The sequence below is a fragment of the Cobetia sp. 3AK genome (assembly GCF_029846335.1).
GTDB classification, from domain to species: Bacteria; Pseudomonadota; Gammaproteobacteria; order Pseudomonadales; family Halomonadaceae; genus Cobetia; species Cobetia marina.
Genome location: NZ_JARWKR010000002.1, coordinates 36,159 through 60,324 on the forward strand (window position 1 = coordinate 36,159; position 24,166 = coordinate 60,324).

General features: G+C 64.4%; 22 protein-coding genes. 8 read left to right on the forward strand and 14 right to left on the reverse strand.

Features of this window, described 5'->3' with window-relative positions:
* Positions 1–130: 130 nt before the first annotated feature.
* The 9 genes from QD228_RS02725 to QD228_RS02765 all read right to left on the reverse strand — a co-directional run bounded on the left by QD228_RS02725 (position 131) and on the right by QD228_RS02765 (position 9,302).
* The gene (locus tag QD228_RS02725; protein WP_077378483.1) at positions 131–883 is read right to left on the reverse strand and encodes an ABC transporter permease; all 753 of its coding nucleotides are present in this window, start codon (positions 881–883) and stop codon (positions 131–133) included.
* 41 nt (positions 884–924) lie between these two features.
* Positions 925–1,641: an ABC transporter permease gene (locus QD228_RS02730; RefSeq protein ID WP_084207919.1), complete on the reverse strand. Its 717-nt coding sequence runs from the start codon at positions 1,639–1,641 to the stop codon at positions 925–927.
* A gap of 41 nt (positions 1,642–1,682) precedes the next feature.
* Complete coding sequence (locus tag QD228_RS02735; protein WP_279874335.1) at positions 1,683–2,501, reverse strand: transporter substrate-binding domain-containing protein; 819 nt, start codon at positions 2,499–2,501, stop codon at positions 1,683–1,685.
* Between the two features lie 164 nt (positions 2,502–2,665).
* The gene (locus QD228_RS02740; RefSeq protein ID WP_077378316.1) at positions 2,666–3,466 is read right to left on the reverse strand and encodes an ATP-binding cassette domain-containing protein; all 801 of its coding nucleotides are present in this window, start codon (positions 3,464–3,466) and stop codon (positions 2,666–2,668) included.
* Positions 3,467–3,920: 454 nt separating this feature from the next.
* Positions 3,921–4,982 carry a succinylglutamate desuccinylase gene (locus tag QD228_RS02745; protein ID WP_279856245.1) on the reverse strand — a complete coding sequence of 354 codons (1,062 nt, stop codon included), beginning with the start codon at positions 4,980–4,982 and terminating at the stop codon, positions 3,921–3,923.
* Complete coding sequence (locus QD228_RS02750) at positions 4,979–5,827, reverse strand: DUF1338 domain-containing protein (protein ID WP_176503231.1); 849 nt, start codon at positions 5,825–5,827, stop codon at positions 4,979–4,981. Before QD228_RS02750 ends, QD228_RS02745 begins: the two co-directional genes overlap by 4 nt.
* A gap of 261 nt (positions 5,828–6,088) precedes the next feature.
* A complete protein-coding gene (locus QD228_RS02755; protein ID WP_077378325.1) occupies positions 6,089–6,643 on the reverse strand; it encodes a lipocalin family protein in 555 nt (184 codons plus the stop codon).
* A 141-nt stretch (positions 6,644–6,784) separates the two neighbouring features.
* Positions 6,785–7,960 (reverse strand): GGDEF domain-containing protein, encoded by a 1,176-nt coding sequence (locus tag QD228_RS02760; RefSeq protein WP_176493558.1) that lies wholly within the window; start codon positions 7,958–7,960, stop codon positions 6,785–6,787.
* Positions 7,961–8,066: 106 nt separating this feature from the next.
* Entirely contained in the window at positions 8,067–9,302 is a 1,236-nt protein-coding gene (locus QD228_RS02765; RefSeq protein ID WP_279874336.1) for a TauD/TfdA family dioxygenase, read from the reverse strand.
* A 232-nt stretch (positions 9,303–9,534) separates the two neighbouring features.
* Between QD228_RS02765 and QD228_RS02770 the strand changes: the two genes are divergently transcribed.
* Positions 9,535–10,542 (forward strand): LysR family transcriptional regulator, encoded by a 1,008-nt coding sequence (locus tag QD228_RS02770; RefSeq protein WP_279874337.1) that lies wholly within the window; start codon positions 9,535–9,537, stop codon positions 10,540–10,542.
* Between the two features lie 111 nt (positions 10,543–10,653).
* Here the strand turns inward: QD228_RS02770 and QD228_RS02775 are convergent, their stop codons facing one another.
* Together QD228_RS02775 and QD228_RS02780 are read right to left on the reverse strand one after the other, a co-directional pair.
* Positions 10,654–11,481, reverse strand: coding sequence for a M90 family metallopeptidase (locus QD228_RS02775; RefSeq protein WP_279874338.1), 828 nt, complete (start codon positions 11,479–11,481; stop codon positions 10,654–10,656).
* Between the two features lie 4 nt (positions 11,482–11,485).
* Complete coding sequence (locus QD228_RS02780) at positions 11,486–13,045, reverse strand: bifunctional GNAT family N-acetyltransferase/carbon-nitrogen hydrolase family protein (protein WP_077378340.1); 1,560 nt, start codon at positions 13,043–13,045, stop codon at positions 11,486–11,488.
* Between the two features lie 338 nt (positions 13,046–13,383).
* Here QD228_RS02780 and QD228_RS02785 point away from each other — a divergent pair, with 338 nt between their 5' ends.
* Together QD228_RS02785 and QD228_RS02790 are read left to right on the forward strand one after the other, a co-directional pair.
* Positions 13,384–14,103, forward strand: coding sequence for a glutathione S-transferase N-terminal domain-containing protein (locus tag QD228_RS02785; protein ID WP_279874340.1), 720 nt, complete (start codon positions 13,384–13,386; stop codon positions 14,101–14,103).
* Between the two features lie 92 nt (positions 14,104–14,195).
* Positions 14,196–14,885 carry a glutathione binding-like protein gene (locus tag QD228_RS02790; protein ID WP_279874341.1) on the forward strand — a complete coding sequence of 230 codons (690 nt, stop codon included), beginning with the start codon at positions 14,196–14,198 and terminating at the stop codon, positions 14,883–14,885.
* A gap of 28 nt (positions 14,886–14,913) precedes the next feature.
* On the opposite strand, the gene QD228_RS02795 is transcribed toward QD228_RS02790, so the two are convergent.
* Positions 14,914–15,831: a LysR family transcriptional regulator gene (locus tag QD228_RS02795; protein ID WP_077378346.1), complete on the reverse strand. Its 918-nt coding sequence runs from the start codon at positions 15,829–15,831 to the stop codon at positions 14,914–14,916.
* Between the two features lie 353 nt (positions 15,832–16,184).
* On the opposite strand from QD228_RS02795, the gene modA reads away from it, so the two are divergent.
* The 4 genes from modA to QD228_RS02815 all read left to right on the forward strand — a co-directional run bounded on the left by modA (position 16,185) and on the right by QD228_RS02815 (position 20,039).
* On the forward strand, positions 16,185–17,087 hold the full coding sequence (gene modA, locus QD228_RS02800; RefSeq protein WP_279856239.1) for a molybdate ABC transporter substrate-binding protein: 903 nt from the start codon (positions 16,185–16,187) through the stop codon (positions 17,085–17,087).
* A 188-nt stretch (positions 17,088–17,275) separates the two neighbouring features.
* Positions 17,276–17,968, forward strand: coding sequence for a molybdate ABC transporter permease subunit (modB, locus tag QD228_RS02805; RefSeq protein ID WP_077378349.1), 693 nt, complete (start codon positions 17,276–17,278; stop codon positions 17,966–17,968).
* Positions 17,961–19,133, forward strand: a complete 1,173-nt coding sequence (modC, locus tag QD228_RS02810; protein ID WP_176503226.1) for a molybdenum ABC transporter ATP-binding protein — start codon at positions 17,961–17,963, stop codon at positions 19,131–19,133. The genes modB and modC overlap by 8 nt, the downstream gene beginning before the upstream one ends.
* A 90-nt stretch (positions 19,134–19,223) precedes the next feature.
* On the forward strand, positions 19,224–20,039 hold the full coding sequence (locus tag QD228_RS02815; RefSeq protein ID WP_240499653.1) for an MOSC N-terminal beta barrel domain-containing protein: 816 nt from the start codon (positions 19,224–19,226) through the stop codon (positions 20,037–20,039).
* Between the two features lie 74 nt (positions 20,040–20,113).
* Here QD228_RS02815 and QD228_RS02820 read toward each other — a convergent pair whose 3' ends face one another.
* Together QD228_RS02820 and QD228_RS02825 are read right to left on the reverse strand one after the other, a co-directional pair.
* Positions 20,114–21,088, reverse strand: coding sequence for a histone deacetylase (locus QD228_RS02820; protein WP_279874342.1), 975 nt, complete (start codon positions 21,086–21,088; stop codon positions 20,114–20,116).
* A complete protein-coding gene (locus QD228_RS02825) occupies positions 21,072–23,099 on the reverse strand; it encodes an alkaline phosphatase family protein (RefSeq protein ID WP_240499655.1) in 2,028 nt (675 codons plus the stop codon). The genes QD228_RS02820 and QD228_RS02825 overlap by 17 nt, the downstream gene beginning before the upstream one ends.
* 321 nt (positions 23,100–23,420) lie before the next feature.
* On the opposite strand from QD228_RS02825, the gene QD228_RS02830 reads away from it, so the two are divergent.
* Positions 23,421–24,092 carry a molybdopterin-dependent oxidoreductase gene (locus tag QD228_RS02830; RefSeq protein WP_279874343.1) on the forward strand — a complete coding sequence of 224 codons (672 nt, stop codon included), beginning with the start codon at positions 23,421–23,423 and terminating at the stop codon, positions 24,090–24,092.
* Positions 24,093–24,166: the final 74 nt, after the last annotated feature.

Sequence of the window (24,166 nt, forward strand, 5' to 3'; positions counted from 1 at the left end):
ACACTAGCCCAGTCCTGCGCTGTGGTGAAGGGGGAAAATGGTCGGATTCAAACGTTCGTTAAACGAGATGCATTGCTGGATCAGGAGTGAAAAACGAAAGAAGCGCCCGGCAAGAGGCGCTTCTTTCAGTTCAATTCAATGGTTTCAAGTGTGCCAGCAGACGTTTCTCCAGCTGCCTGAAGATGGCAATGATGGTGAAGGTCAGACACAGATAGATGGCGGCGACGAACAGGAAGGCCTCGAAGGGGGCATAGAAGCGTGCATAGATGTCACGCGCCGCCCCGGTGAGATCCAGTAGCGTCACCACGCTGCAGATGGCGCTGGCATGCAGCATGAAGATGACTTCATTGCCGTAGGCCGGCAGTGCACGTCGGAAGGCACTGGGCAGAATGATGCGACGCATCATCTTGCCCCGCGACATGCCATAGGCGCGTGCAGCTTCCATCTCGCCCTTGGGCGTGGACTGGATGGCACCATGGAAGATCTCGGTGGTATAGGCCGCGGTATTGAGCACGAAGGCCAGCAGCGCCGGGACGAAGGGGTCACGGAAGTACTCCCACAGCCAGGTGTCCTGAATGCTGGGGACATGCACGCTGGTGATCCCCAACGAGATGTCGAAGCCATCGAAGAACACCACCCCGTAGTAGATCAGGTAAAGCTGGATCAGCAGAGGGGTACCACGGAAGACATAGGTGTACAGGTAGACCGGCATCTTGATCCAGCGGCGGCGCGAGCCGCGCAGGATCGCCAATGGCACGGCCAGCACCAGCCCGATGATCAGCGACAGGAACACCAGCTGCACCGTGGTGACCAGCCCCTCCCAGTAGTGCCAGAGAGTGGTGGCGGTGAAGATGTAGTTGTCGCTCAGCACATCATCGAGCATCTGGCCAAGCTGGGCGATGATGCCTGTCGGGCCCGCATCGTTCAGTTGTTCCATGCGCTGGCCTCCCCGAATCCGGTGTTGTAGCGCTTCTTGAGGCGCGAAAGCCCCCATTCGGACACGGTGGCGATCAGCAGATAGCCCGCCGCGACCGGCAACAGGAAGGTGAAGGGCTCATGGGTCGCCTTGGCGGCCTCGCTGGCGACACGCACCATGTCGACCAGCCCGATCACCGACACCAGGGCGGTGGTCTTGAGCAGTACCATCCAGTTGTTGCCCAGCCCCGGCAGGGCGTGACGCATCATCAGCGGGAAGCGAATGCGCTTGAAGACCTTCCAGTTGCTCATGCCATAGGCGCGTCCGGCCTCGATCTGGCCGGCATCCACTGCCATGAAGGCACCGCGGAAGGTCTCACCCATGTAGGCGCCGAAGATGAAGCCGATGGTGATGACGCCCGCGGTGAATTCGTCGACGTTGACGAAGACATCGATGTCATAGCGGTCATACAGCCAGTCGGTGACCATGTTGATGCCGATCTGACCACCGAAGAACAGCAGCAGCATCAACACGATGTCCGGTACGCCACGGATGATGGTGGTGTAGAGCGTCGCGATCCAGCGCAGTGGCGTGGAACGCGACATCTTGGCGGTCGCTGTCATCAGCCCGAGGGCGATGGCCAGCAGCTGGGCCAGCACGGCCAGCTGCACCGTGACCCAGGCACCCTCCAGCAGACTTGGCCCGTAGCCTTGTAGGTCGATCATGGGAATCCTCCCGTGAAGCGCCGTGCAAACCGCTCAGCGGTTTACTGGCTGTTGGCGGTCGCGGCGCTGGCGAAGTACTTGGCGTTGAGACGCTCGAGCGTGCCGTCGGCCTTCAGCGTGTCCAGTGCCTCGTCGATGGATTTCTTGAGATCACGATCGCGCTGCTTCATGGCGATGCCGAAGCCGTCACCGAAGTACTTCTTCGGTTCGCTGATGGCGCTGCCGGTATTGACGAAATTGCCATCATTGGCCTCGACCAGGGTGTCCTGACCGACCGGCAGATCAAGGAAGGCGACATCGACGCGACCGCTGTCCATGTCCAGCACCAGATCATCCAGCTTGGTATAGCGACGCACCTCGGCCACGCTGGCGTAGAGGTCGGTGACGTAGTGATCCTGCAGGTTGCCGCGCTGGACACCGATCACCTCGCCCTTGAGAGCCTCGGCATCGAGGCTGTCCGCGCCGGCCAGCGGGCTGTCCGCCTTGACGAACCAGCCGGACGGCGGCGTGAAGTAGGGCGCGGAGAACAGCACCTGACGTTCACGCTCCGGGTTGATGGTCAGCGCGGACATGATGACGTCGTACTTGCGTGCCATCAGGCCAGGGATGATGCCGTCGAAGTCCTGCTCGACCCACTCGCAGCGAGTGGCGAGCTGCTCGCAGATGGCATTGCCCAGCTCGATCTCGAAGCCGGTCAGCTCACCGCTCGGCAGCTTGTAGCCGAAGGGCGCGTAGGGCACGTCGATGCCGAGGCGCAGCGGGTCCGGCACATCGGCGGCCTGCACGGCGCCTGCCGAGATGGCGAGAGTGGAGAGACCGAGGGTGAGGCCCATCAGGGCGCGTGTCGCGAACTGTTTCATCACTTTCATTCCTGAAATCTCTTGCGCCTCGAGGCCTGCCGATGGCATGGCGCTCGCGGTGCTGAATCATGTGCCGGACACGGGATCACCGTGCCGGGGGAAGCGCCGGCGGACCGAGCGGTTGTTCAGAGCCGTCCGTCAGTCCTGTTCATCAGTCCTGCCTGTCAGTACTTGGGCGCCAGGAACTGCTTGAGTCGCTCTGACTGGGGATTGCCCAGTACCTCAGCCGGGTCGCCGGCTTCCTCGACCAGACCCTGATGCAGGTAGACCACCTGACTCGAGACGTCGCGCGCGAAGCTCATCTCGTGGGTCACCACCACCATGGTGCGGCCTTCCTCGGCCAGGTCGCGCATCACCTTGAGCACGTCACCGACCAGTTCCGGGTCGAGAGCCGAGGTCGGCTCGTCGAACAGCATCACTTCCGGCTCCATCGCCAGGGCGCGCGCGATTGCACCACGCTGCTGCTGGCCCCCCGACATCTGGGCCGGGTAGTAGTCGGCGCGCTCGAGCAGGCCGACGCGATCCAGCAGGCTGCGCGCGTGCGCGATGGCTTCTTTCTTCGGCTTGCCGAGCACGTGGATCGGCGCCTCGATGACGTTTTCCAGCAGGGTCATGTGTGACCACAGGTTGAAGCCCTGGAAGACCATCGACAGGCGCGCGCGCATGCGCTCGACCTGACGCCAGTCCATCGGCTCGCGACCGCGGCGGGTGTCCTTGAAGCCGATCTGCTCTCCGTGGACGAAGATGTCGCCACCGTCCGGCTGTTCCAGCAGGTTCATGCAGCGCAGAAAGGTACTCTTGCCGGAGCCAGAGGCACCGATCAGCGTGATGACGTCGCCCTTGCGTGCCTTGAGCGACAGGCCCTTGAGCACCTGATTGCTGCCGAAGGACTTGGTGATGTCGCGAACCTCGAGGGGCAGCACCTCGCGGTTCGGGGTCTCGATCCCGGGGGATGTCTTGGTCATGCCGTTACTCCGATCCAGACGCAGCGCATCGCTGCCTTGCCAGGCGGCGCGGGCGCGTCCTGAGTCTGCCGCAGGGCGGCACGGACCCGTGGGAACTTGTGCGTTGTCGACACGGCGGCACAGGGTGCATGACGTCGCCAGGCGAGACTGAATCTCGCTGGCAGCTGGCCATGTCGTCGCAGCCGCTCGAGTGGTATCACGGTCGTGATCGTGAAAGGGGGCAGATTCTACCAGCTCAACGCTGGGTTAACTGCTTCCTTGGAGCGTCGCCGGATACGACTTTGGTTGAGCGCGTGTCGGCAAGAGTCGCTGGCTGGCGACAGGAGGGACAGAACGGCAGGAATGCGTCATGAGTGGGGACCTTGTTGTCATTATTGGGGGCGCCCACCCTGCCGATGCGCCGTGCTGCGTGGGGCAGTACGGCGGTGGCTGGCGGGTGGGGCGCATTTCATGATCAGACTGTCTCGGGGGGAGCACAGCTGGCCAGCAGCAAGGCGGCGCGGGCGCCGATCTCGACACTGGCATTGGGGAATACCACGCTCAGCGGCGTGTCCCCGATGATGCAGGGGCCCGCCTGCGCGTCCCGGGCGATCAGCGTGCCGGGGGCGAAGCGGGTGAAGTTGGCGACGTCCTCGCTGAAGCACAGCGCGAAGTCTGCGGAGTGGCGCATCAGCTCCACTTCCACCTTGAAGTAATCCATGGCACCGGGATCAGACTCATCCGGTGGCGTTCCGGTGGCCAGAGCCGCGAGCAGGCGGGACATCGGCGCCAGTGCCGCCATGTCATTGGCGCCGAACGGACGCACCTGGCCCAGCTCCAGCGTGAAGGCATCGGCATCATGGTAGTGGCGCGAGTAGTGCGAGAAGGTCCAGCTGTGCTGATGTTGATGCAGCACGGCCTGGAGGCCGGCAGCGCTCAATATCGGCCACTGTGAGGGACTGATGGCCTCTCCCTCGCTGAAGGGCACCACGGCAAAGCGCGGGTAGTGGCTGTCGCGGATCGCGGTATGCATGTCGTAGTGCAGGCGTCGCGTGCCATCGGCCGGCGGGAAGCGGGCGTAGAAGTCATCCACTGCCGCCATCAGCTGGCGGGCGCGTGCCGGCTCATCATCGGCTGGACAGTCATTGGCCTTGCCGGCAGCCGCGTTGCCGGCGTCCACCGAGATGGCGGTCGCCGTCTCGGTACGTCGGAACAGCCGATTGAGGTTGGTCGCATGGAAGCGCTCACCGGTGCGGATGGCGGGCAGGTTGCCCAGAATCAGCAGCAGCGGGGCACCGGCGATCAGGTGGCCGCTCTCGAGACCGGCGATCAGCTCACCCAGCAGTTCGATGGGCGCCGTCTCGTTGCCGTGAATTCCCGCCGAGAGCACGCAAGGACGAGCCGCAGGCCCTTGGGTGTCCGGACAGATCTCCAGCACACCGGGGGCGACGATCTCATAGCGCCCACCGGGGATGCGTCCCATGCCACGCGCGCTGGCGTGGCCTTCGAGTGTCAGGTCAAGCCAGTCGGCAATCACGGGGTGGAGTGCTCCCTTGGGCTGTCCTGGCCGGTATCGGAAGATTCGGTCAGGTGGGTGGATTCGAAGATCTTGTCGGCACTGGCGGCCACGAAACCCTGATACAGCTTGCCGTCGGCATCCGGATAGCGACGGGCGAACTCGTAGTAGCAGGTCGCGATCTCGTGCTGCTCGCCGCCGGCGAAGGTGAAGGTCTGGCGGTCGGCGAGGGTGGAGGCCTGCTCAAGCAGGACCTCGGGTGAGCCCTTGATGCGTCCGCCGGCCGGATTGATGCCCAGGCCAAGCGCTTCCACGCGCGTCAGCACCTTATCGAGCGTGTCATGACGGGTAAGTGCATTGACGCTGATGGTGAAGTGATTGGCACGCAGACCGATGATCGACAGCCAGGCCGCGTATTCGCTCTCCTCCATCAGACGCTGATACTGCTCGAAGGTCGGCGCGTCCCACAGGCGACCTGACCACAGCACGGAGGGCTGGGTGGCGGCATCCGGCGAGATCTGGCTGACCAGACCATCGATGATCGACTGGGCGCGCTCGGAAAGCTCATGACATTTCAGCTCGGAGAGGAAGACGCGCGGCATGTCGGGAGACGGCGGCAGATAGCCGAAGGCGCGCAGCTTCTTCTCGCGGAAGTCATAGGGGGCGAAGCGGGTGTAGCCGAGCGCCAGCAGATGAGGTTCCAGCGCGCTCAGGGTGATCGGCCCGCGGTCGAAGGTCCGGAAGGCCACGTGGTCGTTGACGATGGTCTCGCCGTCGGCCACGAAGGCATCCTGGATCTGTTGGGCCTGGGGCGTCATGGCGACGTAATCATCCCACAGGGCGCTGAAGAACTGCTGGATATCCATGGCACGAGCTCCCTCTGAACTGAGTTGCCCAGTGCAGCGAGGTGTCACTGACACTGGGCGACGGCATTTGGCGGTTGGCAGCAGGGCAGCGCACTCGGCGAGACGCTGCCTCGGCAGATTGTCAGCTCACCATTGGCGAGCCGCTGGCGCGTGGCAAGAGGCAAGGTCGGTTGGATGAAAGCGGCTGTCCGCACCATGTAAACGTCACGTGTCGGTTTAGACCTTGGGTGGAGCCTGCGCCGTGAGCAAGCGCCTGCGTCATCAGCTCTCGCCGTCAGCGACGGGACATGTCTCACCCTGCTCGACCTTGATCAGTGAATCGGTGGCGAAGCCGAGCTCGGCGGCCTGATCGACCAGCGCCTGATAGGTGCCGTCATCCAGCTGCGGCTCGCGCGCCAGTATCCACAGGTAGTCGCGATCGGCACCGGCCACCAGCGACCACTGATAGTCATCATCCAGTGCCAGCACGTTGTAGCCACCATAGAAGGGGCCGAAGAAGCTGACCTTGAGGGCCGCGGTCTCGCTGCCCTGCGTGAAGTAGGCTCGCCCTTCGGCCTGACTCCATTCGCCCTTGTCGGCATCAAGGCCGCGATTGATGACGCGCACGCCGCCGTCCTCGCGGGGCGAGTAATCGGCGGTGACGCAGCTCAGTCCCTCCTCGAAGCTGTTGGGCAGGCGGGCGATCTCGTGCCATTGCCCGTAGTAGCGTTCGAGCTGGAAGTCCCCGACGGGCTGGGTGCCGGACGGGACACCGGCACAGCCGCCAAGGAGGCTGAGGCCAGCGAGCGAGAGGGCGAGATGCGGCAGGCGTGTCATTGGCGGGCTCCATGAGACAGGACGCCCCGGCGAATCGTCGCGGGGCGTCGTTACGTGATGAAAGGATGCACAGGCATCCTTCTCTCATTGGGGCGTCTGCGGTTGTCTCAAGAGGGAGGGGGCATCATTCGTGGTGGAGGCTCACAGCACCAGGCGCAGCGGGTTGGCCGCGACCACTCGCCCGCGGCCACGTTGCTTGGCTTCATACATGGCACCGTCCGCACGCGCGATGATGGTTTCCGGCGTGGCACCGGAGAAGGGGAACAGACAGACGCCCACGCTGGCGCTGACACCGATGATCAGCGGCTCGCCGTCGACCTCGAGGTGGATGGGCCTGCTGATCGCGTCCACCAGACGATTGGCCAGTGTTTCCGGGCCCTGGCGGCTATCGCCTTCACGACTGATCAGCACGAGAAATTCATCGCCTCCCAGGCGGCCGACGATATCGTTGCCACGCAGGGTGTCTCCGAGTCGTTCGCCGATGATGCTCAGGACCTGGTCGCCGATATGGTGACCATGGCGGTCATTGATGGGCTTGAAGCCATCCAGGTCGATGAACAGCGCAGCCTGTATGACGCCGGGGGCCTGGATGTCGAGCACCTGATCGAGATGCTCCATCAGGGCGCGTCGATTGAGCAGTCCGGTGAGCGAGTCGCGTGTCGCGTGGTCACGCAGATTGTCTCGCTCGTCGGTGACGTGACATTCGCGCAGGAACAGCAGGCGGCTCTGTCGCTCTCGCGAGTAGGCGCTCATGCCGGCCAGCAGGTTGGCGGACATCATGAAGAAGGCTTCGTTGGCTTCCACCAGCACGCCGGTACCACTGTGCAGGATCGCGCAGCTGGCGGTGCAGCCCATCCAGATCAGCAAGCCGCAGGCCAGTGCATAGATGAACTGCAGCCCCAGCAGGGTGTAGGTCCAGAACACCAGCAATAGCAGACTGACGAAATAGGCCGGGAATTCACCCTCATGCATCTCATGGTGATCCACTGCGTGGTCATTGCCGAGATGGAACATGGCCAGCGTGCCCAGCGCCGCGCTCAGGGAGGCCAGGCACAGCAGGCCATTGACCCGGTGTCTGTATCGCGCATGGCGTGACAGCAGGAACAGGCTCAGGACACTGGCGAGAATGCCGGCGCGCAGCAGCAGCAGGCTCTCGAAATGGTGGGTAAGACTTATCTCGATCAGCGCATAGGACGCGAACATCACACAGCTCAGCGGTATGGTGAACCGGCTGAGCTTGTGTGAGGTCTCGATCTGTTGTCGACGATAGCGTCGTTCCAGGGTGTCATCCGCAAAGCAGAGCGTCATGGGATTCATGGGCGGTACCTGAGTAGCCAGAGTCTCAGGATGCCATCGCCTTGCGTGGTCTGCTGCCGGGACTGGACGAATTGAATCACTGAGCTTCAACGCTCGCGGGCCGTCGTCAGTCCAGCTGGCGCGCTGTGACGCGCAATGCCGATTCCACCATGTCGTAATCGACGTAGCAGCCTTGCAGGTGCCGGCGCCCGGTGGTCGGGTCGAAGGACCGGCGCCCGTGCATCACGCGGCGGTTGTCGAAGGCCACCATCTGACCGGCCTCGAGCTTGAGGTGCAGGCGGAAGTCCGGTTCGCGCAGGATGCTCCAGTAGTGGCGGTAGGCGTCGTACCAGGCCTGCATCCGTTCCAGCGGCAGGCGCAGGCTATCGCGGATCCAGTTGTTGAAACGCACCTCGATGACCTTGCCGCTGGCATCCAGGTGGATGACCGGTTCACGCACCACGAGGTCGGTCTGCTCATCCGCGAAGCGAAAGTCCACCGGCGTCTCGGCCAGCAGGCGGAAGGCGGCAGGGTCACGCCGGCGCAGTTCCTCGGCGACGGCCATGCCGTCACCGAAGATCGACTCACCGCCCTCGGCGTCATTGACCAGGCAATAGAGCATCTGGATGTCCGGCGGTTGGCGCCAGTTGGGCAGATCCGTGTGCAGTTCCAGCGCGATGGGCGTGTAGGCGGCATTGTTGGGCGCCTGCTTGGAGAAGACCTCGAAGCGCCCGCCGAAGTTGGTGGCACGGATGGGGCCGATGGTGGCCGCGATGGCATCGATCTCACCGCCTTCACAGGTGCCGCCGTCCAGAATCGCGAAGCCGTCGCGGCACAGCGCTTCCAGCCAGCCAAGTCGTGCCTGCCCACCGGCCATGTAGTCGGCAAAGGCGGTAGCGTGAGGCTGATGGCCCTGCTGCCAGGCGCGGCTCGAGGGGACCGGCGTGGCTGGCGGCGCATCACTCGGGCGACGTTGCAGCAACCAACCGGCATCGAAACGACTGGTGTGGCCGTCCTGCCAGATGACGACGAGATTGCCTTGCTCGACACGCAACTGATGCACCGTCAGGGCCGCATCATCCATGAGCATGAAGGTGCGCTCGAAGGTCTGCGGATGACGGCAGGCGTCGCAGGCGCAGTGATCACGCAGCCAGATCAGCGGAAAGCGTGCCTGATCCCCATCGGCCCAGCTCAGAGTCGCCAGTGCCTCGTCATGGGTCGCCTGAATCAGGGGAGTGCCGCGATGATGGGGCTGATATTCCTTCATGTCCCACTGATGACGCGTGCCGGCATCCGTCGCTGCCGTGTCGGCGGCGTCGGTAGTGTCGATAGTGTCGTTCGTATCGATAGTGTCGTTCGTCACGCTAGTGTCGCCAATACCATCAGTGTCGCTGGTACCGAAAGTGTCGGAATCAGATGCGGTGAGAGTCTCCATTGGCGCCTTCCTTGTCTCTGTCGGTGTCGGTGAGTCTTGTGCTGAGAGTGAGTCTATTGTCTTGCGTGTCATGAAGGCTGACCAACGCGAAATATGACGCCCATGGCTTAGCTGAGCTAATGTGTGGTCATGCTCCTCCATTGTCCGCCACGAGATTGCCATGCACGACTCACCTTCCTCGCCGCCGAGTGTCTTGCCCGTTTCCTTGTCCAGCCCGTTGCCACCCCTGGCCTGGCTGCAGGCCTTCGAGGCGGCGGCACGCCTGATGAGTTTCACGCGGGCGGCCGAGGAGCTGAGCGTCACCCAGTCCGCCATCAGTCAGCGTATCCGCCAGCTGGAGGATCGGCTCGGCCAGCCGCTGTTCGTGCGCCATGCTCGCAGTCTGAATCTGACACCGGCCGGGCAGGCCTGGCTGCCGGCGCTGCAGGATGGCTTCCAGCGTCTGCAGGAGGGCACGCTGGAAGTCTTCGGACCCTCGCGCGCCGCGCCGGTGAGTCTGCGTGCGACGCCGATGAGCCAGCAGGCCTGGTTGTTGCCGCGTCTGGCCAGCTTTCATCGAGATCAACCCGAGATCGCCCTGCGGCTGGTGAGTGCCTTCTGGGCGCGTGATTTCGATGGCGAGGAAGTGGATATCGAACTGCGCTATGGCCAGGGGGACTGGCCGCAGGTCGAGGCGATCAAGGTGGGAGCGGAGCAGGAGCGGATGATCGTCGTGGCAAGCTCGGCACTGAGCGCCCGGTTGAGCACGGCGGCGGATCTGACCGGAATGACGCTGCTGCATGCGGCGGGATTCGCGGTGGGCTGGCGTCGCTGGCTGGTCGCGGCCGGTCAGCTGGGACTGGAGAAGACGACGTCCACCATCAGTTGTGACACCCAGGTCATGACACTGGAAATGGCGCGTCTCGGCATGGGCGTGGCGCTGGTGCATGAAGGCCATTTTCAGCAATGGATGGCCTCCGGCAATGGCGGACTGGAGCAGGCCTTCCCGCTGGCGATTCCTGCCGAGCAGCATTTCTGGCTGGTACGTTCCTCCCAACGTCCCATGCGACCCACGGCCCAGCGTGTCTGGGATTACCTGGTGGAAAAGCCAGCAGTGACCGACTCAGGTACTACTCTTGATGCATCGGGGAATCGCAATGGCGGGCCCGCCGCGGCACACCCTGATTGATATACCGTTAGCTTGAGCCGGTGGTGGAGGGGGTGAGCGGTCGCTATTCATTGTCCGGATCTTCTTGTCTGCCCGTCTGCCTGCCTATCTGCCTGTCTGGCTGTCAGGCGATCAGTCGTGAGCCGTCGGGCAGCGTGGCAATGGCGATTGATGGAAGAAGCGTTCCAGCAGGGCATACAGCTCGGGATAGGCGACTTCGAGGGTGTCCGGTGCGGTAAAGAAATACTCGCAGCATACGGCGAAGCATTCGGCGGGGTGACTGGCGGCGTAGTCATCGATCGGCGTGGGAATGCCGTGTGTCAGGCGCTCGCTCAGGTCATCCCAGACGGCGGTGAAGGTGGCGTGCCATTCTTGAGCGCTGATGTGGCCAGGCAGAGGCGGAAAGCCATCGGCATCGGTGGCGTTGGCCATGTCGAGCTTGTGGGCGAATTCGTGGATGACCACATTGAAGCCGCTCCAGTCACCGCTGGCGGCCAGGTCCTGCTGCGTGACCACCACCGGCCCCTGGTACCAGGTCTCACCGGCCCGGGTGTCCTGGAAGACATGCACCACGCCTGCCTCATCCATCTCTTCCACTTCACGGCGGATGGCCTCGAACGGCAGCATGATCTCATGGACGCGAGCGCCGGCATCCTGCCAGCGCTCGGCATGCGCCCAACCATTGAGCAACAGCATCGCCTGAGCCGCCAATGCCAGCGCCTCGACCTCCTCGAGAGGCTCGGCGCTGGTCAGCTTCCAGTCATGCAGTTGCCGGCGGGCGCGGCGCTCAAGACGCGTGAGCGCCTCGGCGTCGAGTCCCTCGAGGATCGGCAGACGCTCGCGGACGGATTGCCACAGGGTGTCCCCCTCCTGGGTCTGGGAAGAGAAGGGGGCTGAGGCGTCGGCATCATGGCCGTGGCGCTCGGATCGCTGCCACAGTCGTTGCCACCAGGGGGGCATCGAGTCAGTCCTGACGACTGCCGGACTTCCAGGACCAGTCGCGCAGGCGCAGGTCGAAGAGGTCCTTGCGACGGTCCTTGAGGTTGGTCACCGAGCCTTCGCTGCGTACGACCTTGAGGCGTTCCAGATCGAGATCCGAGAACATGATCATCTCGGTGTTCGGGGTCGTCTCGGCCATCACCGCATCATGCGGGAAGGAGAAGTCAGAGGGCGAGAATACCGCTGACTGGGCGTACTGGATGTCCAGACTCTCGATGGACGGCAGGTTGCCGACACTGCCGCAGACCACCACATAGCACTCGTTCTCGATGGCGCGCGCCTGGGCGCAGTGGCGGACGCGCAGGTAGCTGTTCTTGGTGTCGGTCCAGAACGGCACCATCAGGATGTCCATGTCCTGGTCGGCCAGCAGACGTGACAGCTCCGGGAATTCCACGTCGTAGCAGATCAGCATGCCGATGCGACCGGCATCGGTCTCGAATACGGCCAGCTCGTCGCCGCCCTTGATGATCCAGTCACGGCGCTCCTGAGGCGTGATGTGCAGCTTGGCCTGACGGTCGATCTCGCCATCGCGGTGACAGAGATAGGTGACGTTGTAGAGCTCGTTGTCATCACCGACCTCCACCATGGACCCGGCCACGATGTTGATGTTGTAGGCCACCGCCATGCGCGAGATTTCCTGCTTGAAGCGCTCGGTGAAGCCGGCAAGGAAGCGGATGCAGCGCACCGGGTCACTCTGGTCTTCCAGCAGGCCGATCAGCGGCGTATTGAACAGCTCCGGGAAGACGGCGAAGTCGCTCTGATAGTCCGAGAGGGCATCGACGTAATATTCCACCTGCTGCAGCACGGATTCGACACAATCGAACTTGCGCATCTGCCACTGGACGGCGCCGACGCGAATCATCGTCTTGCGGCTTTCCAGCACACGCTCGACCGGCTCGAAGAGGATGTTGTTCCACTCGAGCAAGGTGGCATAGCCCTGTGAGCTCTCGTCTTCCGGCAGATACTGGCGCATCAGGCGCTTGACCAGAAATCCATTGGCCAGCTGGAAGGACAGGATGGGGTCGTAGATCTCGCGTCGCTCGACCTTGTCGATGTAGTCGGTCGCGGACAGCTCCGCGGCATACTCGTGATACTGGGGAATGCGCCCACCGGCCAGAATCGAGCGCAGATTCATGGAGCGACACAGTTCCTTGCGCGCTTCATACAGGCGGCGGCCGAGACGATAGCCCCGGTAGTTGGGGTCGATCAGGACATCCAGGCCATAGAGCGCATCTCCCTCGGGGTTGTTGAGGATGACTTCGCGCTGGCCGATCAGATCATCGTACTTGTGCGGGTTCGAGAAGGCGTCGTAATCCACCAGCGCCGTCAGTGCGACCCCGACCAGCATCTCGCCGTCCTCGATCACGATCTGACCATCGGGGAATTCCGCGACCAGGCGGTTGATGGTGTGTTCCGGCCAGGCGCCGCCGATGTCGTCGTAGATGCCGTCCATCAGGCGTTTCAGCTGGGGGTAGTCGGATTCCTGCAGGTTGCGCAGGTTAAGGTGCAGGTCTTCGACGGACATCGAGACTCCTTGGGAAATGAGTGATGAGAGCAGGGCGAGACGCGGCGGGTGCGACAGCGTGGATCCATTATTCGCGCTGTCGAGGCCGAGTGTCATCAATATCCTTTGGTCAATGACCGGCGCGTGTCGCGAATCCCTCCTCAATGGGTCCAACCTCGCGCCACTGCAAGGGTGAGCGGGTGGAAGCACGGCGAGCGGCGTGTCAGCGGGATATTGAACGAATGCTCATTTTGCTTGCATTTGCGCGGCACAACGTCCAAAACATTGCCATGGGCAAGACGCCCACGGCGACGTCATGCCGAACATCTTGAGCTTGAATGACACCGGAGGATACCTGCATGACCCCAGTACTCTATGAATTGCGAGGCCGTGATGACCGTCTGCGTTTCTCGCCGTTCTGCTGGCGCGCGCGGCTGGCCCTGGCCCACAAGGGCATCGAGGCGGAACTCGTTCCCATGCTGTTTACCGACAAGAGCCCGATCGACTTCTGCGATTCCACCACGGTGCCGGTACTCAAGGATGATTTCGGCGTGTCGATGGACAGCTACGACATCTTCCAGCACCTGGACGAGCATTATCCGGATGCAGGCCATGGCCCGCTGATCGGCGATGCACTGGCAAGGGCGCGCCTGAATTTCGTCAAGGTCTATGCCGAGCAGGTCATGGCCGTCGGTTTCTTCCGCCTGGTGGCGCTGGATCTGGTGCAGGCCATTCACCCGGATGACCGTGAATACTTCCAGAGCGCCCGAGAAGCCCGCTTCGGCATGTCGTTCGAGGAGTTCCACGATGTCGAGATCGCCCGTGGCATTCTCGACAGCGCCTTCAAGCCGTTGCGTGGCCTGCTGGGTAATCAGCCCTTCATGGATGGCGAGTCGCCGGCGGCGGCGGATTACCTGATCTTCGGCTTCTTCATCTGGGCCCACATCGTCTCCGACACCTCGCCCTTCGGCGAGACGGAAGACCCCGCTGATCCGCTGGTGCAGTGGCGCGAGCGCATGATGGATCTCCATGACGGCATGGCACGCAAGTCGCCGCGTGCCAGCGATATCCCGCAGTAAGCCCTCGATCGCGTCAGCGATGCGCTTCCTGATGGCTCGAACGCTTCCAGGCGTTCGGGCCATGTCGTCTTGCCCTCGAAAAGGTGCTCACGATGATTGACCTGTATTACTGGACCACGCCCAACGGCCACAAGATCACGATCTTTCTGGAAGAGGCCGGCCTCGAGTACCGACTCATACCGGTGAACATCAGCAAGGGCGAACAGTTCGCGCCAGCGTTTCTGGCCATCTCGCCCAACAATCGCATGCCGGCGATCGTCGATCATGCGCCGGCCGATGGTGGCGAGCCGATTTCCGTGTTCGAATCCGGCGCGATTCTGGAATATCTGGCCGACAAGACCGGCCAATTCCTGCCGCGCGAGACGCGCCCACGCAATGATGTGCTGCAGTGGCTGCATTGGCAGATGGGCGGCCTGGGGCCGATGCTCGGTCAGGTGCACCACTTCAAGCACTACGCGCCAGAACCGGTGGAGTACGCCATCGAGCGCTATCACAAGGAAGGCGAGCGCCTCTACGGCGTTCTGGAGCGCCAGCTTGCGGGGCGTGACTTCGTGGCGGGGAACAAGTTGAGCATCGCCGACATGGCCATCTGGCCGTGGCTGAAGGCCGAGAAGCAGGAGATCGATCTGGCCCGCTTCCCGGCGGTGGCTGCCTACCGCACTCGCATGGCCGAGCGTGATGGCGTCAGGCGGGCGATGGCGCGCATCGACGACATCAATCCGGCGGCCAATGTGGCGATGGATGAAGAGGCGCGTCGCCATCTGTTTGGCCAGGGCCGCTGAGTCGCGCTGGTACGTGAGGCTTGCGGGGCTAGGGCTGCCCCCAGTCCTTGGGCACATGGCGCCGGATACGATCCAGCAGCGCGCCCAGCTTGCGCGGCGGGTGCCCGAAGGGATAGTGCAGGCTGACCGGAATCGAGGGTCCTTGCCACTCGGGCAGGCAGGCCTCGAACTGGCCGGGATGTGCCACGGAGCGGGTGCGCACGTGGTGGTCCGGCAGCAGGCCGATACCGGCGCCATGCGCGATGTGGTCGGCATGTACCACGACATTGTCGACCGTGAAGCGTGAGGGCGGCAGGCTCACTCGGTACTCGCCCTGTTCCGGATGGTGGAGCACCAGATCGGGATGATGGCGGTCGATCAGGTTGACCCAGTCGTGGGAGGCAAGCTCGCCGGGATGCTGCGGATGGCCATGCTGGCGCAGATAGTCCGGGTGGGCATACAGATGCTGACGCTGGTGGCCCAGCACCTCGTCACGCAGGCCGCTGTCACGGGTCGGACCTTCCCACAGCCACAGCATGACCTGATCATCCTCACGTGTCGGAGGCTGCAGGTTTGAAGTCAGCGTCAGGCGAATGCCCGGATACTCCTCGATGAACTCGGTAAGCAGACGATTGAACCAGCCACGCAGGAAATGCGGGTGGACGCTGATGCTGAGATCACCGCTCACCTCCTCGCGCAGCTCGTCCAGTGCCATCTGCGAGCGCTCGCCCAGCGACAGCATCTGCTGGCAATACTGATGGAACAGCGTGCCGGCCTCGGTGGGAATCAGGCGGTTGGCCTGGCGATGCAGCAGCGGCTGACCAAGCTGATACTCGAGATGACTGATCCGACGGCTGAGCGTGGACTTGGAGATACCGAGGTGTTCGGCGCCGGCGCCCAGGTTGCCATGGCGCATGATGGCATCGAAGGCACTGAGGCCCTGAAATTCGTCAAGTACGGGAGGCATGGATTGGTGGCACCTGAGACTGTCTGCCACTCGGGCAGCCGATGGCATGAAAGAGAGCGTGGAGGCAGAGTGCGCCGCGGATCTGGCGCAAGGGCCAGTGGCGAGTTGCCGATTGGCCAGCATTGTAGCCGATTTGGCGGGGGGAGTGGCATGCATGAAAGTGATTCGCGTTCTCTGCTGGCGGGCGCGTTCAGATAATGGGGCTCACGATTCCAGCTCGTTGACGCCCATCCGCGCCCGAGCGGGATGCATGTGGCGGGTGGGCGCGGCATCATGGCATGCAGCAGTGGCACGCGCTGTCGCTGCGTTTCACTCTTCCAAGGCCCTTTCGCGGCCTGACAAAGGACCTCGTGATGTCACTCGCCACGCGCTTGCGCGCTCACTTTCGCTCATGCCAGGAATCCGCCTGCCTGAGACGCACCTCTCTGACGGCCCGCTCAACACTGCTGATGACGCTGGTGGCGCTGCTGGCGGCACCGGTGCAGGCCGACGAACCCACCCGGATTCGCGTCATGGCCGCCGCCTCGCTGCATGATGCGATGGATGCCATCGAGGCCCGCTACGAGCGCCTCGCCAACGTGGATATCCTGCCGGTCTACGCCTCGTCCTCGACCCTGGCGCGTCAGCTGGCCAATGGTGCTCCAGCCCAGCTGTATCTGTCGGCCAACGAGCGCTGGATGGACTGGCTCGAGCAGCAGCCCGGCGTGGTGGTGACAGGGCGTCATGATCTGCTGGGCAATCGTCTGGCACTGGTAGCCGCCGGGGCAAGTTCTCTGGATGCCGGCGTCAGCAATGCCCGGGACGTGACGGACGTGGCCAAGCGACTGGCCGCGACGGGCGACGCCTCCCGGCTGGCGGTGGGGGACCCGGATCACGTGCCGGCGGGCATCTATGCACGTCAATCGCTGGAATCGCTGGGTCAGTGGCAGGCACTGCGCTCGCATCTGGCCAGTGCCGAGGATGTGCGTGCGGCGCTGGCGCTGGTCGAGCACGGTGAAGCCCCACTGGGCATCGTCTACTCGACGGATGCCTCCGTCAGTCATCGCGTCCATCAGATCGGCCTGCTGCCCGAGAGCAGCCACGACCCCATCCACTATCCTGCCGCCTTGATCACGCGGGGCGGGGATGCGCCCGACGAGGCAGCGGAAACCTTTGCCCACTGGCTGTCCAGCAATGAGGCAGGGGCCATCTTCCATCGCTTCGGGTTCGCCACCCTTGGGACCCAGACCGCACCCGCCACCGCTGACAGCCAGTGAGAGCGCCCCGGCGGCCGGCATGTCCCGGAGGCACGCGGGCCGCTACACTGGAGGTTTTCCGTGGCATCATTGCGGCAATGACGTGGCTGGCAGAGCGAATCATCGAGCGGGCCATGGCGATGCCATGGGCGCGAGTCGTCTCGTGATCGCGCTGCCCTGCGCCACCTGATCTTGTTCGAGGAGAGTGCATGCTGAGCGCACTGGAATGGGAAGCCCTGAGTCTGAGTCTCAAGGTCGCCTGCGTGGCTGTCGGCTTCAGTCTGATTCCCGGCTTCGCCGCGGCCTGGTGGCTGGCGCGACGCGAGTTTCGTGGCAAGGCGCTGGTGGATGGCCTGTTGCATCTGCCACTGGTGCTGCCACCGGTGGTGGTCGGCTATCTGCTGCTGGTCACCTTCGGACGCAACGGCGTCATCGGTCAGTGGCTGGCGAAGATCGATATCGTGCTGCCCTTCACCTGGCAGGGCGCCGCCGTCGCGGCAGCGGTCATGGCCTTCCCGCTGATGGTGCGTGCCATGCGCCTGTCGCTGGAGGCCATTGACCCGGGGCTGGAGGCCGCGGCTCGTACCCTGGGGGCCAACCCGCTGCGGGTGCTGTTCACGGTGACGATGCCGCTGGCGCTGCCCGGTATTCTGACCGGCGGCATGCTGGCCTTCGCGCGCGCGCTGTCGGAATTCGGCGCCACCATCACCTTTGCGGCCAACATTCCCGGCGAGACCCGTACCTTGCCCCTGGCGCTCTATACCCTGATCCAGACGCCGGGCGAGGAGGGCGCGGCCGCGCGTCTGTGTCTGATCGCGGTGGTGATCGCGATGCTCTCGCTGTTGTCTTCCGAATGGCTGGCGCGCCGGGCCCGACTCCGGATGGAGGGGCGTGATGCTTGATTTCCACCTTTGCCGCACGCTGGGCGCCTTCCATCTCGATGCCGAACTCAAGGTGCCGGCACGCGGGGTCACGGCGCTGTTCGGACGTTCCGGCAGCGGCAAGACCAGCATCCTGCGCATGATCGCAGGGCTCGACCGCCCGGATCATGGCCATCTGCGCCTCACGGGCGAGTGTCTGATCGGCGGCGAGCATGATCACTGGGTGCCTGCCCATCGGCGCAATCTGGGCGTGGTCTTCCAGGAGCCTCGTCTGTTTCCGCACTACAGCGTGCGCGGCAATCTCTGCTACGGCATGCCGCTGGCACTGACGCGTGCTCAACGCCAGCGCAACCGTGACCACCTGCACGAGATCGTCGCGCTGCTGGGCATCGAGGACCTGCTGACGCGCATGCCGGGTCAGTTGTCGGGTGGCGAGGCGCGGCGTGTCGCCATCGGGCGCGCCCTGCTGTCACGCCCACGCATGTTGTTGCTGGATGAGCCGTTGACCGGCCTTGATGGCGCCCGCAAGCAGGAACTCCTGCACTACATCAGCCGTCTGGCTCGCGAGATCGAGATTCCGATCCTGTTCGTCAGTCACGATACCCGGGAGCTGTTCGCCGTCGCGGACCGCCTCGCGCTGGTCGACAACGGGCGCATCACCGCCAGCGGCGAGATCGGCGACATGTTGTCACGTCTTGATCTGGCCCCGCAGACAGGCCGTTTCGAAGCCGGCTCACTGCTCAGTGCCGAGGTGCTCTCGCACGATGAAACGCATCAGCTGACCCGTCTGGGGCTCGGGGCGGGATTGAGTCTCAAGCTGGCGCGTCTGGCGATGCCGGTCGGGCGTCGGGTACGCCTGCGACTGCGCGCCCGTGATGTCAGCATCGCGCTGGAAACTCCGCTGAATACCAGCCTGCGCAATACGCTGCCCGCCGTGATTCACGAGATCGAGAGCGAGCGCGGCCACGCCAGTGCGGAACTGGTGCTGGGCATCGCCGGCCAGCGGCTCAGAGCGCGCGTGGACCGGCTGGCCTGCGAGGAGCTGGGGCTCAAGGTCGGCCTCGGCGTCAAGGCATTGATCTCGAGCGTCGCGCTCTCCGGCCCGGACGTGATCAGTCTCGATGTCGGAGACGAGGTCGCGCAGCAGGATGAGGCGGCCGGCACCAGCGAGACGACGTCTCCCTGAGTCTCCCGCTATCCCGCTCCCCTGAGCCCCCTCGGGCCGGGCATTCTGGTAATGTGCCTCGCTCGGTATCCATCGACAAGGAAGACCCTGATGCAGCTGACCCACCTGTGGCGCTACCCCTTGAAGTCAGGCGCCGCCGAGGCACTTGAGAGCACGACTGTCGGCGAGGAAGGCCTGACGCAGGACCGCCGTTTCGTGGTGGTCGCGGCACGCGGCAAGTTCGTCACCGCACGCACGCATCCACAGATGCAGCGTCTGGCACTTCGCGAGCAGTCGCCGGGCCACTGGCGGCTGTGGCAGCTGGACCGCCCGGCCTGCGGTGAGGTGAGCTTCGCGACCCGTGATGAGGCCGAGCGTCTCGACATCCAGGTGTGGGCAGACCAGTTCAGCGCCCTGAGCGTCAGTGACGAGGCGGATGCCTGGTTGAGCGAGCAGCTCGGCATGCCGGTGCGGCTGTGCTGGCTGGGCGAGCGCTCCGAGCGCTATCGCGAGATCATCCGACAGCGCGTGAGTGCCGCGGACGGCTTCCCGCTGCTGCTGGCCAACGAGGCCTCGCTGGAAGCGCTCAATCGCGAGACGCCGACGGCGGATCACGGCATGAACCAGTTCCGGCCGAATCTCGTGATCAGCGGTGCCGAGGCCTGGGCCGAGGATGGTTGGCAGGAGGTGATGATCGGCGAGGTACGTTTCCGCCTGGTGTCATCCTGCACGCGCTGCGCGATGGTCAATGTCGACCCGGCCACCGGCGAGAAGCGTGGTGACAGGGAGCCGCTGACGACACTGGCGCGGGTGCGCCGTTTCGAGGATGGCCAGGTGCACTTCGGCTACAACCTGGTGGCGGTGGACCCGACGCGCCAGCCGCCGCTGCGGGTCGGTGATCCTGTCGAGGTCACGGCCTTCAAGTGACGCCTCGCGGCTGAACGCAGACGCCCGCCACCTTCGATGGCGGGCGTCTGCGTTCAGGGGGCGGTTGGCAAGGCTCAGTCAGGCGGCCCGAACAGGGCAGGCTGACCATGCGCCTCACGCCAGACATCCAGCGCTGCCCGGTGCAGCTGACTGTGTCGCCACGCCAGCGCCTCGATATCACGGTCATAGCCGCCGCCGATCACGCAGGCCACGGCCGCGCCCGCCGCGCGACAGCGCTCGATCACGTGGCGCTCGCGCCGGTAGAGGCCGCGGTCGCTCAGTTCAAGATGGCCGAGCCTGTCGGCGGAGTGCGGGTCGACCCCGGCATCGAAGATCACGAGTTCCGGCTGCACCCGCGTCAGCACCGCCTCCAGCGTGCGCTCCAGCACCGCCAGATAGTCCTCATCGCCCATGCCTTTCGGCAGGGACACATCCAGATCACTCTTCTGCTTGCGGGCCGGGAAGTTGCTTTCGGCATGCAGCGAGAGCGTGAAGACCCGTGGCTCGTCGGCGAAGATCAACGCGGTGCCATCGCCCTGGTGGACGTCGAGATCGACGATCAGCACCCGCGTCACGCCATCTTCCAGTGCCTGATGCGCCGCCACGCCGATGTCGTTGAGCAGACAATATCCGCTGGCCGCCTCGGGATGGGCGTGATGGGTACCCCCGGCGGTATTGCAGGCCAGGCCGCGCGTGAGGGCTTCGCGCACGGTGGTCAGCGTGCCGCCCACCGCCAGCACGCTGCGCTCGCGCAGGGCCTCGCTCCACACGAAACCGCTGCGACGCTGGGCCTGATGACTCAAGGTGCCACTGAGAAATTCATGCACGTAGCGGCGGGTGTGCACGCTGAGCAGGTCTTCCTCCTCGGCGGGCTGGGGCATCACCCACTCGACGGCCCAGGCGCAGTCGACCAACTGGCGGTCCAGCAGCCGTTTGAGCACGCTGAACTTGTCCATTGGGAACGGATGCTTCTCGGGCAGCGCGATGCGATAGCCGGGGTGATGGATCAGCGCCAGTGGCGGGCAGGCAGCCTCAGCGACGTGGGACAAAGTGCACCTCCCGGCCCTCGGTGGTCAGCTGACGAATGGCGATGGGGCGGCCCTTTGCATCGAGATCCACCAGTCCGATACCGCAGGCATTCAGCAGGCGTTCGCCGTGACTCGCGGCATCGTGACGACGTGGCGTGATGCGCATGTTGCGACGCCGTGTCAGCAGGTTGAGCGGTGAGCGTGGGGCGTACAGCCAGCGATTGAGGCGATCCAGCACGTCAAGCAATCCCACCGGGAAGCGGTTGCGGATGCCGCTGCTGGTGATCTGCCAGATGTGCGGGCTGGACCGGCGGTGCCTGAGGCGCACATCGTAGGCGAAGGAGTAGTGCACATCGCCGGACAGAATCACGAAATGCTGCGGCGTGCGCGAATGGCGGAAGATGTTGAGCATCACGCTGGCGGCGCCCTGGTGGGCCATCCAGTTCTCGGCGTCCACCATCAGCGGCTTGCCGGCGAAGGTGAAGAGCTTCTGGATCGTCTCGATTAGCTTGACCCCGAACACGGGAGCCGGAGACACCAGTACCACCGCGCGCTGCTCCACCAGACGTTGCTGGAGTTCACACAGCGCCTCCCAGTCCATCAGACCCGAGGGGTGCGACAGCTTGCGCTCACTGCGCCAGCGGCGAGTGCGGGTGTCCGCCACGATCAGGGCCGGCGTGGTCTCGAGCTGATAGTCCCAGCGCTCGCAGCGCTCGAGCCGGGCGATCAACGCCTCCTGACGCTCGACGTCGAAATGGCCCTCCGGCGCGGTCTCGGTGTCGGCATGCGCATCGGTGAACAGCTCGCTGGCCTGCTCCAGCAGCTCACCGAGCGCCCGAGGTGCGTTGCCCGCGCCCTGACACAGCAGGTAGCCGGTCAGCGCATTGCCGATGATGCGCCGCGAGAAGGGATTGCCGTAGGCGGCTTTTTCCCAGGCGGCACTCAGATTCCAGTCATCGGTGACGTCGTGGTCATCGAAGATCATCAGGCTGGAGACGTTGGCCAGCAGGCGGCGCACCTGACCGAGCCCGGCGCGGAAACGTGCCAGATGGCGTGCCTCGCGGGCATGGCGCTCGCGGGTGGCCTCGTCATGGCCTTCGAGCGCTGACGGGTCTTCCAGTTCGACCCCGAGGGCCGCCCACGGCACGTCGGACCACACCAGCAGGTACATGGCGACGACTTCCGACAGGCCGATCAGGTGATTGTCAGCCCCGGTGGAGGTGAAGATGGGCTTGCGCTTGGCGCCGAAGAAACTGGCGGCCAGTCCCTCATTGGCTGGCATGTCCGGCAGCAACTGCGGGCGATGATAGAGGTGCGACGGGTGCTGGCGCAGTTCGCGGCTGTCGGAGACCTCGGCGCCCAGCAAGGTCTCTTCCGGCAGCCCCAGGCGCTCGATCACCTGATCGATGGCCCCCAGCATGGGGCCGGCGACGTCATCGGCGTAGATCTGATCGCCCGTGAACAGCATCACTTCCGGCCATTCCAGCGGTGTGGTGCGCCGCTCACTCAGCCAGTGATCCAGTGCGACCAGACCATCGCCGGCCGGGCCTTCAGGAGCACTGTCACTGGCGTTGGCGCAGACGCGTTCGGCCTCCTTGTCACTCAGGCCGTGATGCGGCTTGCGGCAGCTGCCATGCGCGATGCGGGTCAGCTTCGCCGGCAGACGGAAACGTGGCAGAGGCTCGCCGGGGTAGCAGATCTCTGGGCCCCACTCGGCGATGCCATGCCAGTCGCCGTCCTGCGGCGCGGCGCTACTGTCAGCGGTGTCCTCGCGTTCGCTCAGTGCCAGCTCGTAGGCGATGGCGCAATCGGCGGGCAGGGGAGACTCGGCATGGGCCTCCAGCAACATCAGCCAGGCATGGGTGCCCAGAGGGATGGCCAGATGCTCTGTCAGTCGGGCAGGTGGCGTATCTGGGAGCCCCGCGAGCGGTGGGCGGCTCTCGTCTTCCGGCAGTAGCCACACGCGGGCCTGTTGAGGGCGCGAGGTCACCAGCCACAGTACGATGCTGTCTGGCGTGACGCGCCTGAGCATCGGACCCGCGAGGACGCGTGGCAGGAGAGGGGAAGGCTCGGGGGACGCTGGGCAATCAGTCATGAACGAAACGGACTCGACGGGTGAAAATGGGCAGCGCTGCAGCTCGCGGCCGGCAGCATGGTGTGGGTCCCCGGTCAGGCGACACGACGCGGCGCCGAGCGTTCAGAGCGGGGCCGGATGCAGGCCTTCAAAGGCAGCCGAGTCGTCAGGCACGCCTTGTCGCAGGCTCGCAAAGCACAGGGTGGCTGACGTAGAGTTGTGGCTCTCTGCGGACGTGGCGTTGGCAGGATAGCATGGGACAGCAGGATGAAAGAGTGCATGGCAGGCCGCTTCAAGGCCATCTGGACAGAGGCAGAAAGCACTCTAGTGGCGCCTGACAAGACCGGGAAGACAGCCGTGGCGATTCGCGCATTGCGTGGGGCGCTGCGGGTCTCCTCGCTGTGCCTCGCTCTGTTGGCGGCAGGCCTTGCCCCGTCGGCCTTGGCGGCGCACGCGTCAGTGCCCCCTGCAAGGGAGTCTCACCCGCTCAAGGCCAACGAATGCCTGCCGGCGCCCAAGGGCAAGGTCGTGCTGACCATCAGCGGCGTGGTGACGTGTGGCAATGCCGGCAGTGAGGCGTCGCCATTGGCTCGCTTTGACATGCCGATGCTGGAGGCGCTGCCCTCGCGCGTGAATGCCACCCACACGCCATGGACCCAGGGAGTCGTCCGCTTCAGCGGGCCCTTGCTGCGCGAGCTGATCCAGCGGGTGGGGCAGGATGTCTCGACGGTGAGCGTGAAGGCCATCAATGACTTTTCCGCCGATATCCCGATGTCGGATATCACGCGATACGAGGTGTTGCTGGCGACGCGCCGCGATGGCGAGCCGATGCCGGTACGGGATTTCGGTCCCTTGTTCATCCTCTATCCCTTCGATGCCCATCCGGAGCTGATGACGGAAGAGATTCGCTTCCGTAGCGTCTGGCAGGTCAACGGACTGGTGCTGCGATGACCAAGGCTGCGATGACGGATGTCGTCAAGTCGCCTCCGGGCGCCGTCGTCCTGGGCACCCCCTTCCTCAGGTAC

What these genes read in the sequence shown, in the direction of transcription:
- QD228_RS02725 (WP_077378483.1), bottom strand. Translation starts at nt 883, where the DNA reads ATGCTCGATGATGTGCTGAGCGACAACTACATCTTCACCGCCACCACT.
- QD228_RS02730 (WP_084207919.1), bottom strand. Translation starts at nt 1,641, where the DNA reads ATGATCGACCTACAAGGCTACGGGCCAAGTCTGCTGGAGGGTGCCTGG.
- QD228_RS02735 (WP_279874335.1), bottom strand. Translation starts at nt 2,501, where the DNA reads ATGAAACAGTTCGCGACACGCGCCCTGATGGGCCTCACCCTCGGTCTC.
- QD228_RS02740 (WP_077378316.1), bottom strand. Translation starts at nt 3,466, where the DNA reads ATGACCAAGACATCCCCCGGGATCGAGACCCCGAACCGCGAGGTGCTG.
- QD228_RS02750 (WP_176503231.1), bottom strand. Translation starts at nt 5,827, where the DNA reads ATGGATATCCAGCAGTTCTTCAGCGCCCTGTGGGATGATTACGTCGCC.
- QD228_RS02755 (WP_077378325.1), bottom strand. Translation starts at nt 6,643, where the DNA reads ATGACACGCCTGCCGCATCTCGCCCTCTCGCTCGCTGGCCTCAGCCTC.
- QD228_RS02760 (WP_176493558.1), bottom strand. Translation starts at nt 7,960, where the DNA reads ATGAATCCCATGACGCTCTGCTTTGCGGATGACACCCTGGAACGACGC.
- QD228_RS02770 (WP_279874337.1), top strand. Translation starts at nt 9,535, where the DNA reads ATGCACGACTCACCTTCCTCGCCGCCGAGTGTCTTGCCCGTTTCCTTG.
- QD228_RS02775 (WP_279874338.1), bottom strand. Translation starts at nt 11,481, where the DNA reads ATGCCCCCCTGGTGGCAACGACTGTGGCAGCGATCCGAGCGCCACGGC.
- QD228_RS02780 (WP_077378340.1), bottom strand. Translation starts at nt 13,045, where the DNA reads ATGTCCGTCGAAGACCTGCACCTTAACCTGCGCAACCTGCAGGAATCC.
- QD228_RS02785 (WP_279874340.1), top strand. Translation starts at nt 13,384, where the DNA reads ATGACCCCAGTACTCTATGAATTGCGAGGCCGTGATGACCGTCTGCGT.
- QD228_RS02790 (WP_279874341.1), top strand. Translation starts at nt 14,196, where the DNA reads ATGATTGACCTGTATTACTGGACCACGCCCAACGGCCACAAGATCACG.
- QD228_RS02795 (WP_077378346.1), bottom strand. Translation starts at nt 15,831, where the DNA reads ATGCCTCCCGTACTTGACGAATTTCAGGGCCTCAGTGCCTTCGATGCC.
- modA (WP_279856239.1), top strand. Translation starts at nt 16,185, where the DNA reads ATGTCACTCGCCACGCGCTTGCGCGCTCACTTTCGCTCATGCCAGGAA.
- modB (WP_077378349.1), top strand. Translation starts at nt 17,276, where the DNA reads ATGCTGAGCGCACTGGAATGGGAAGCCCTGAGTCTGAGTCTCAAGGTC.
- modC (WP_176503226.1), top strand. Translation starts at nt 17,961, where the DNA reads ATGCTTGATTTCCACCTTTGCCGCACGCTGGGCGCCTTCCATCTCGAT.
- QD228_RS02815 (WP_240499653.1), top strand. Translation starts at nt 19,224, where the DNA reads ATGCAGCTGACCCACCTGTGGCGCTACCCCTTGAAGTCAGGCGCCGCC.
- QD228_RS02825 (WP_240499655.1), bottom strand. Translation starts at nt 23,099, where the DNA reads ATGCTCAGGCGCGTCACGCCAGACAGCATCGTACTGTGGCTGGTGACC.
- QD228_RS02830 (WP_279874343.1), top strand. Translation starts at nt 23,421, where the DNA reads ATGGCAGGCCGCTTCAAGGCCATCTGGACAGAGGCAGAAAGCACTCTA.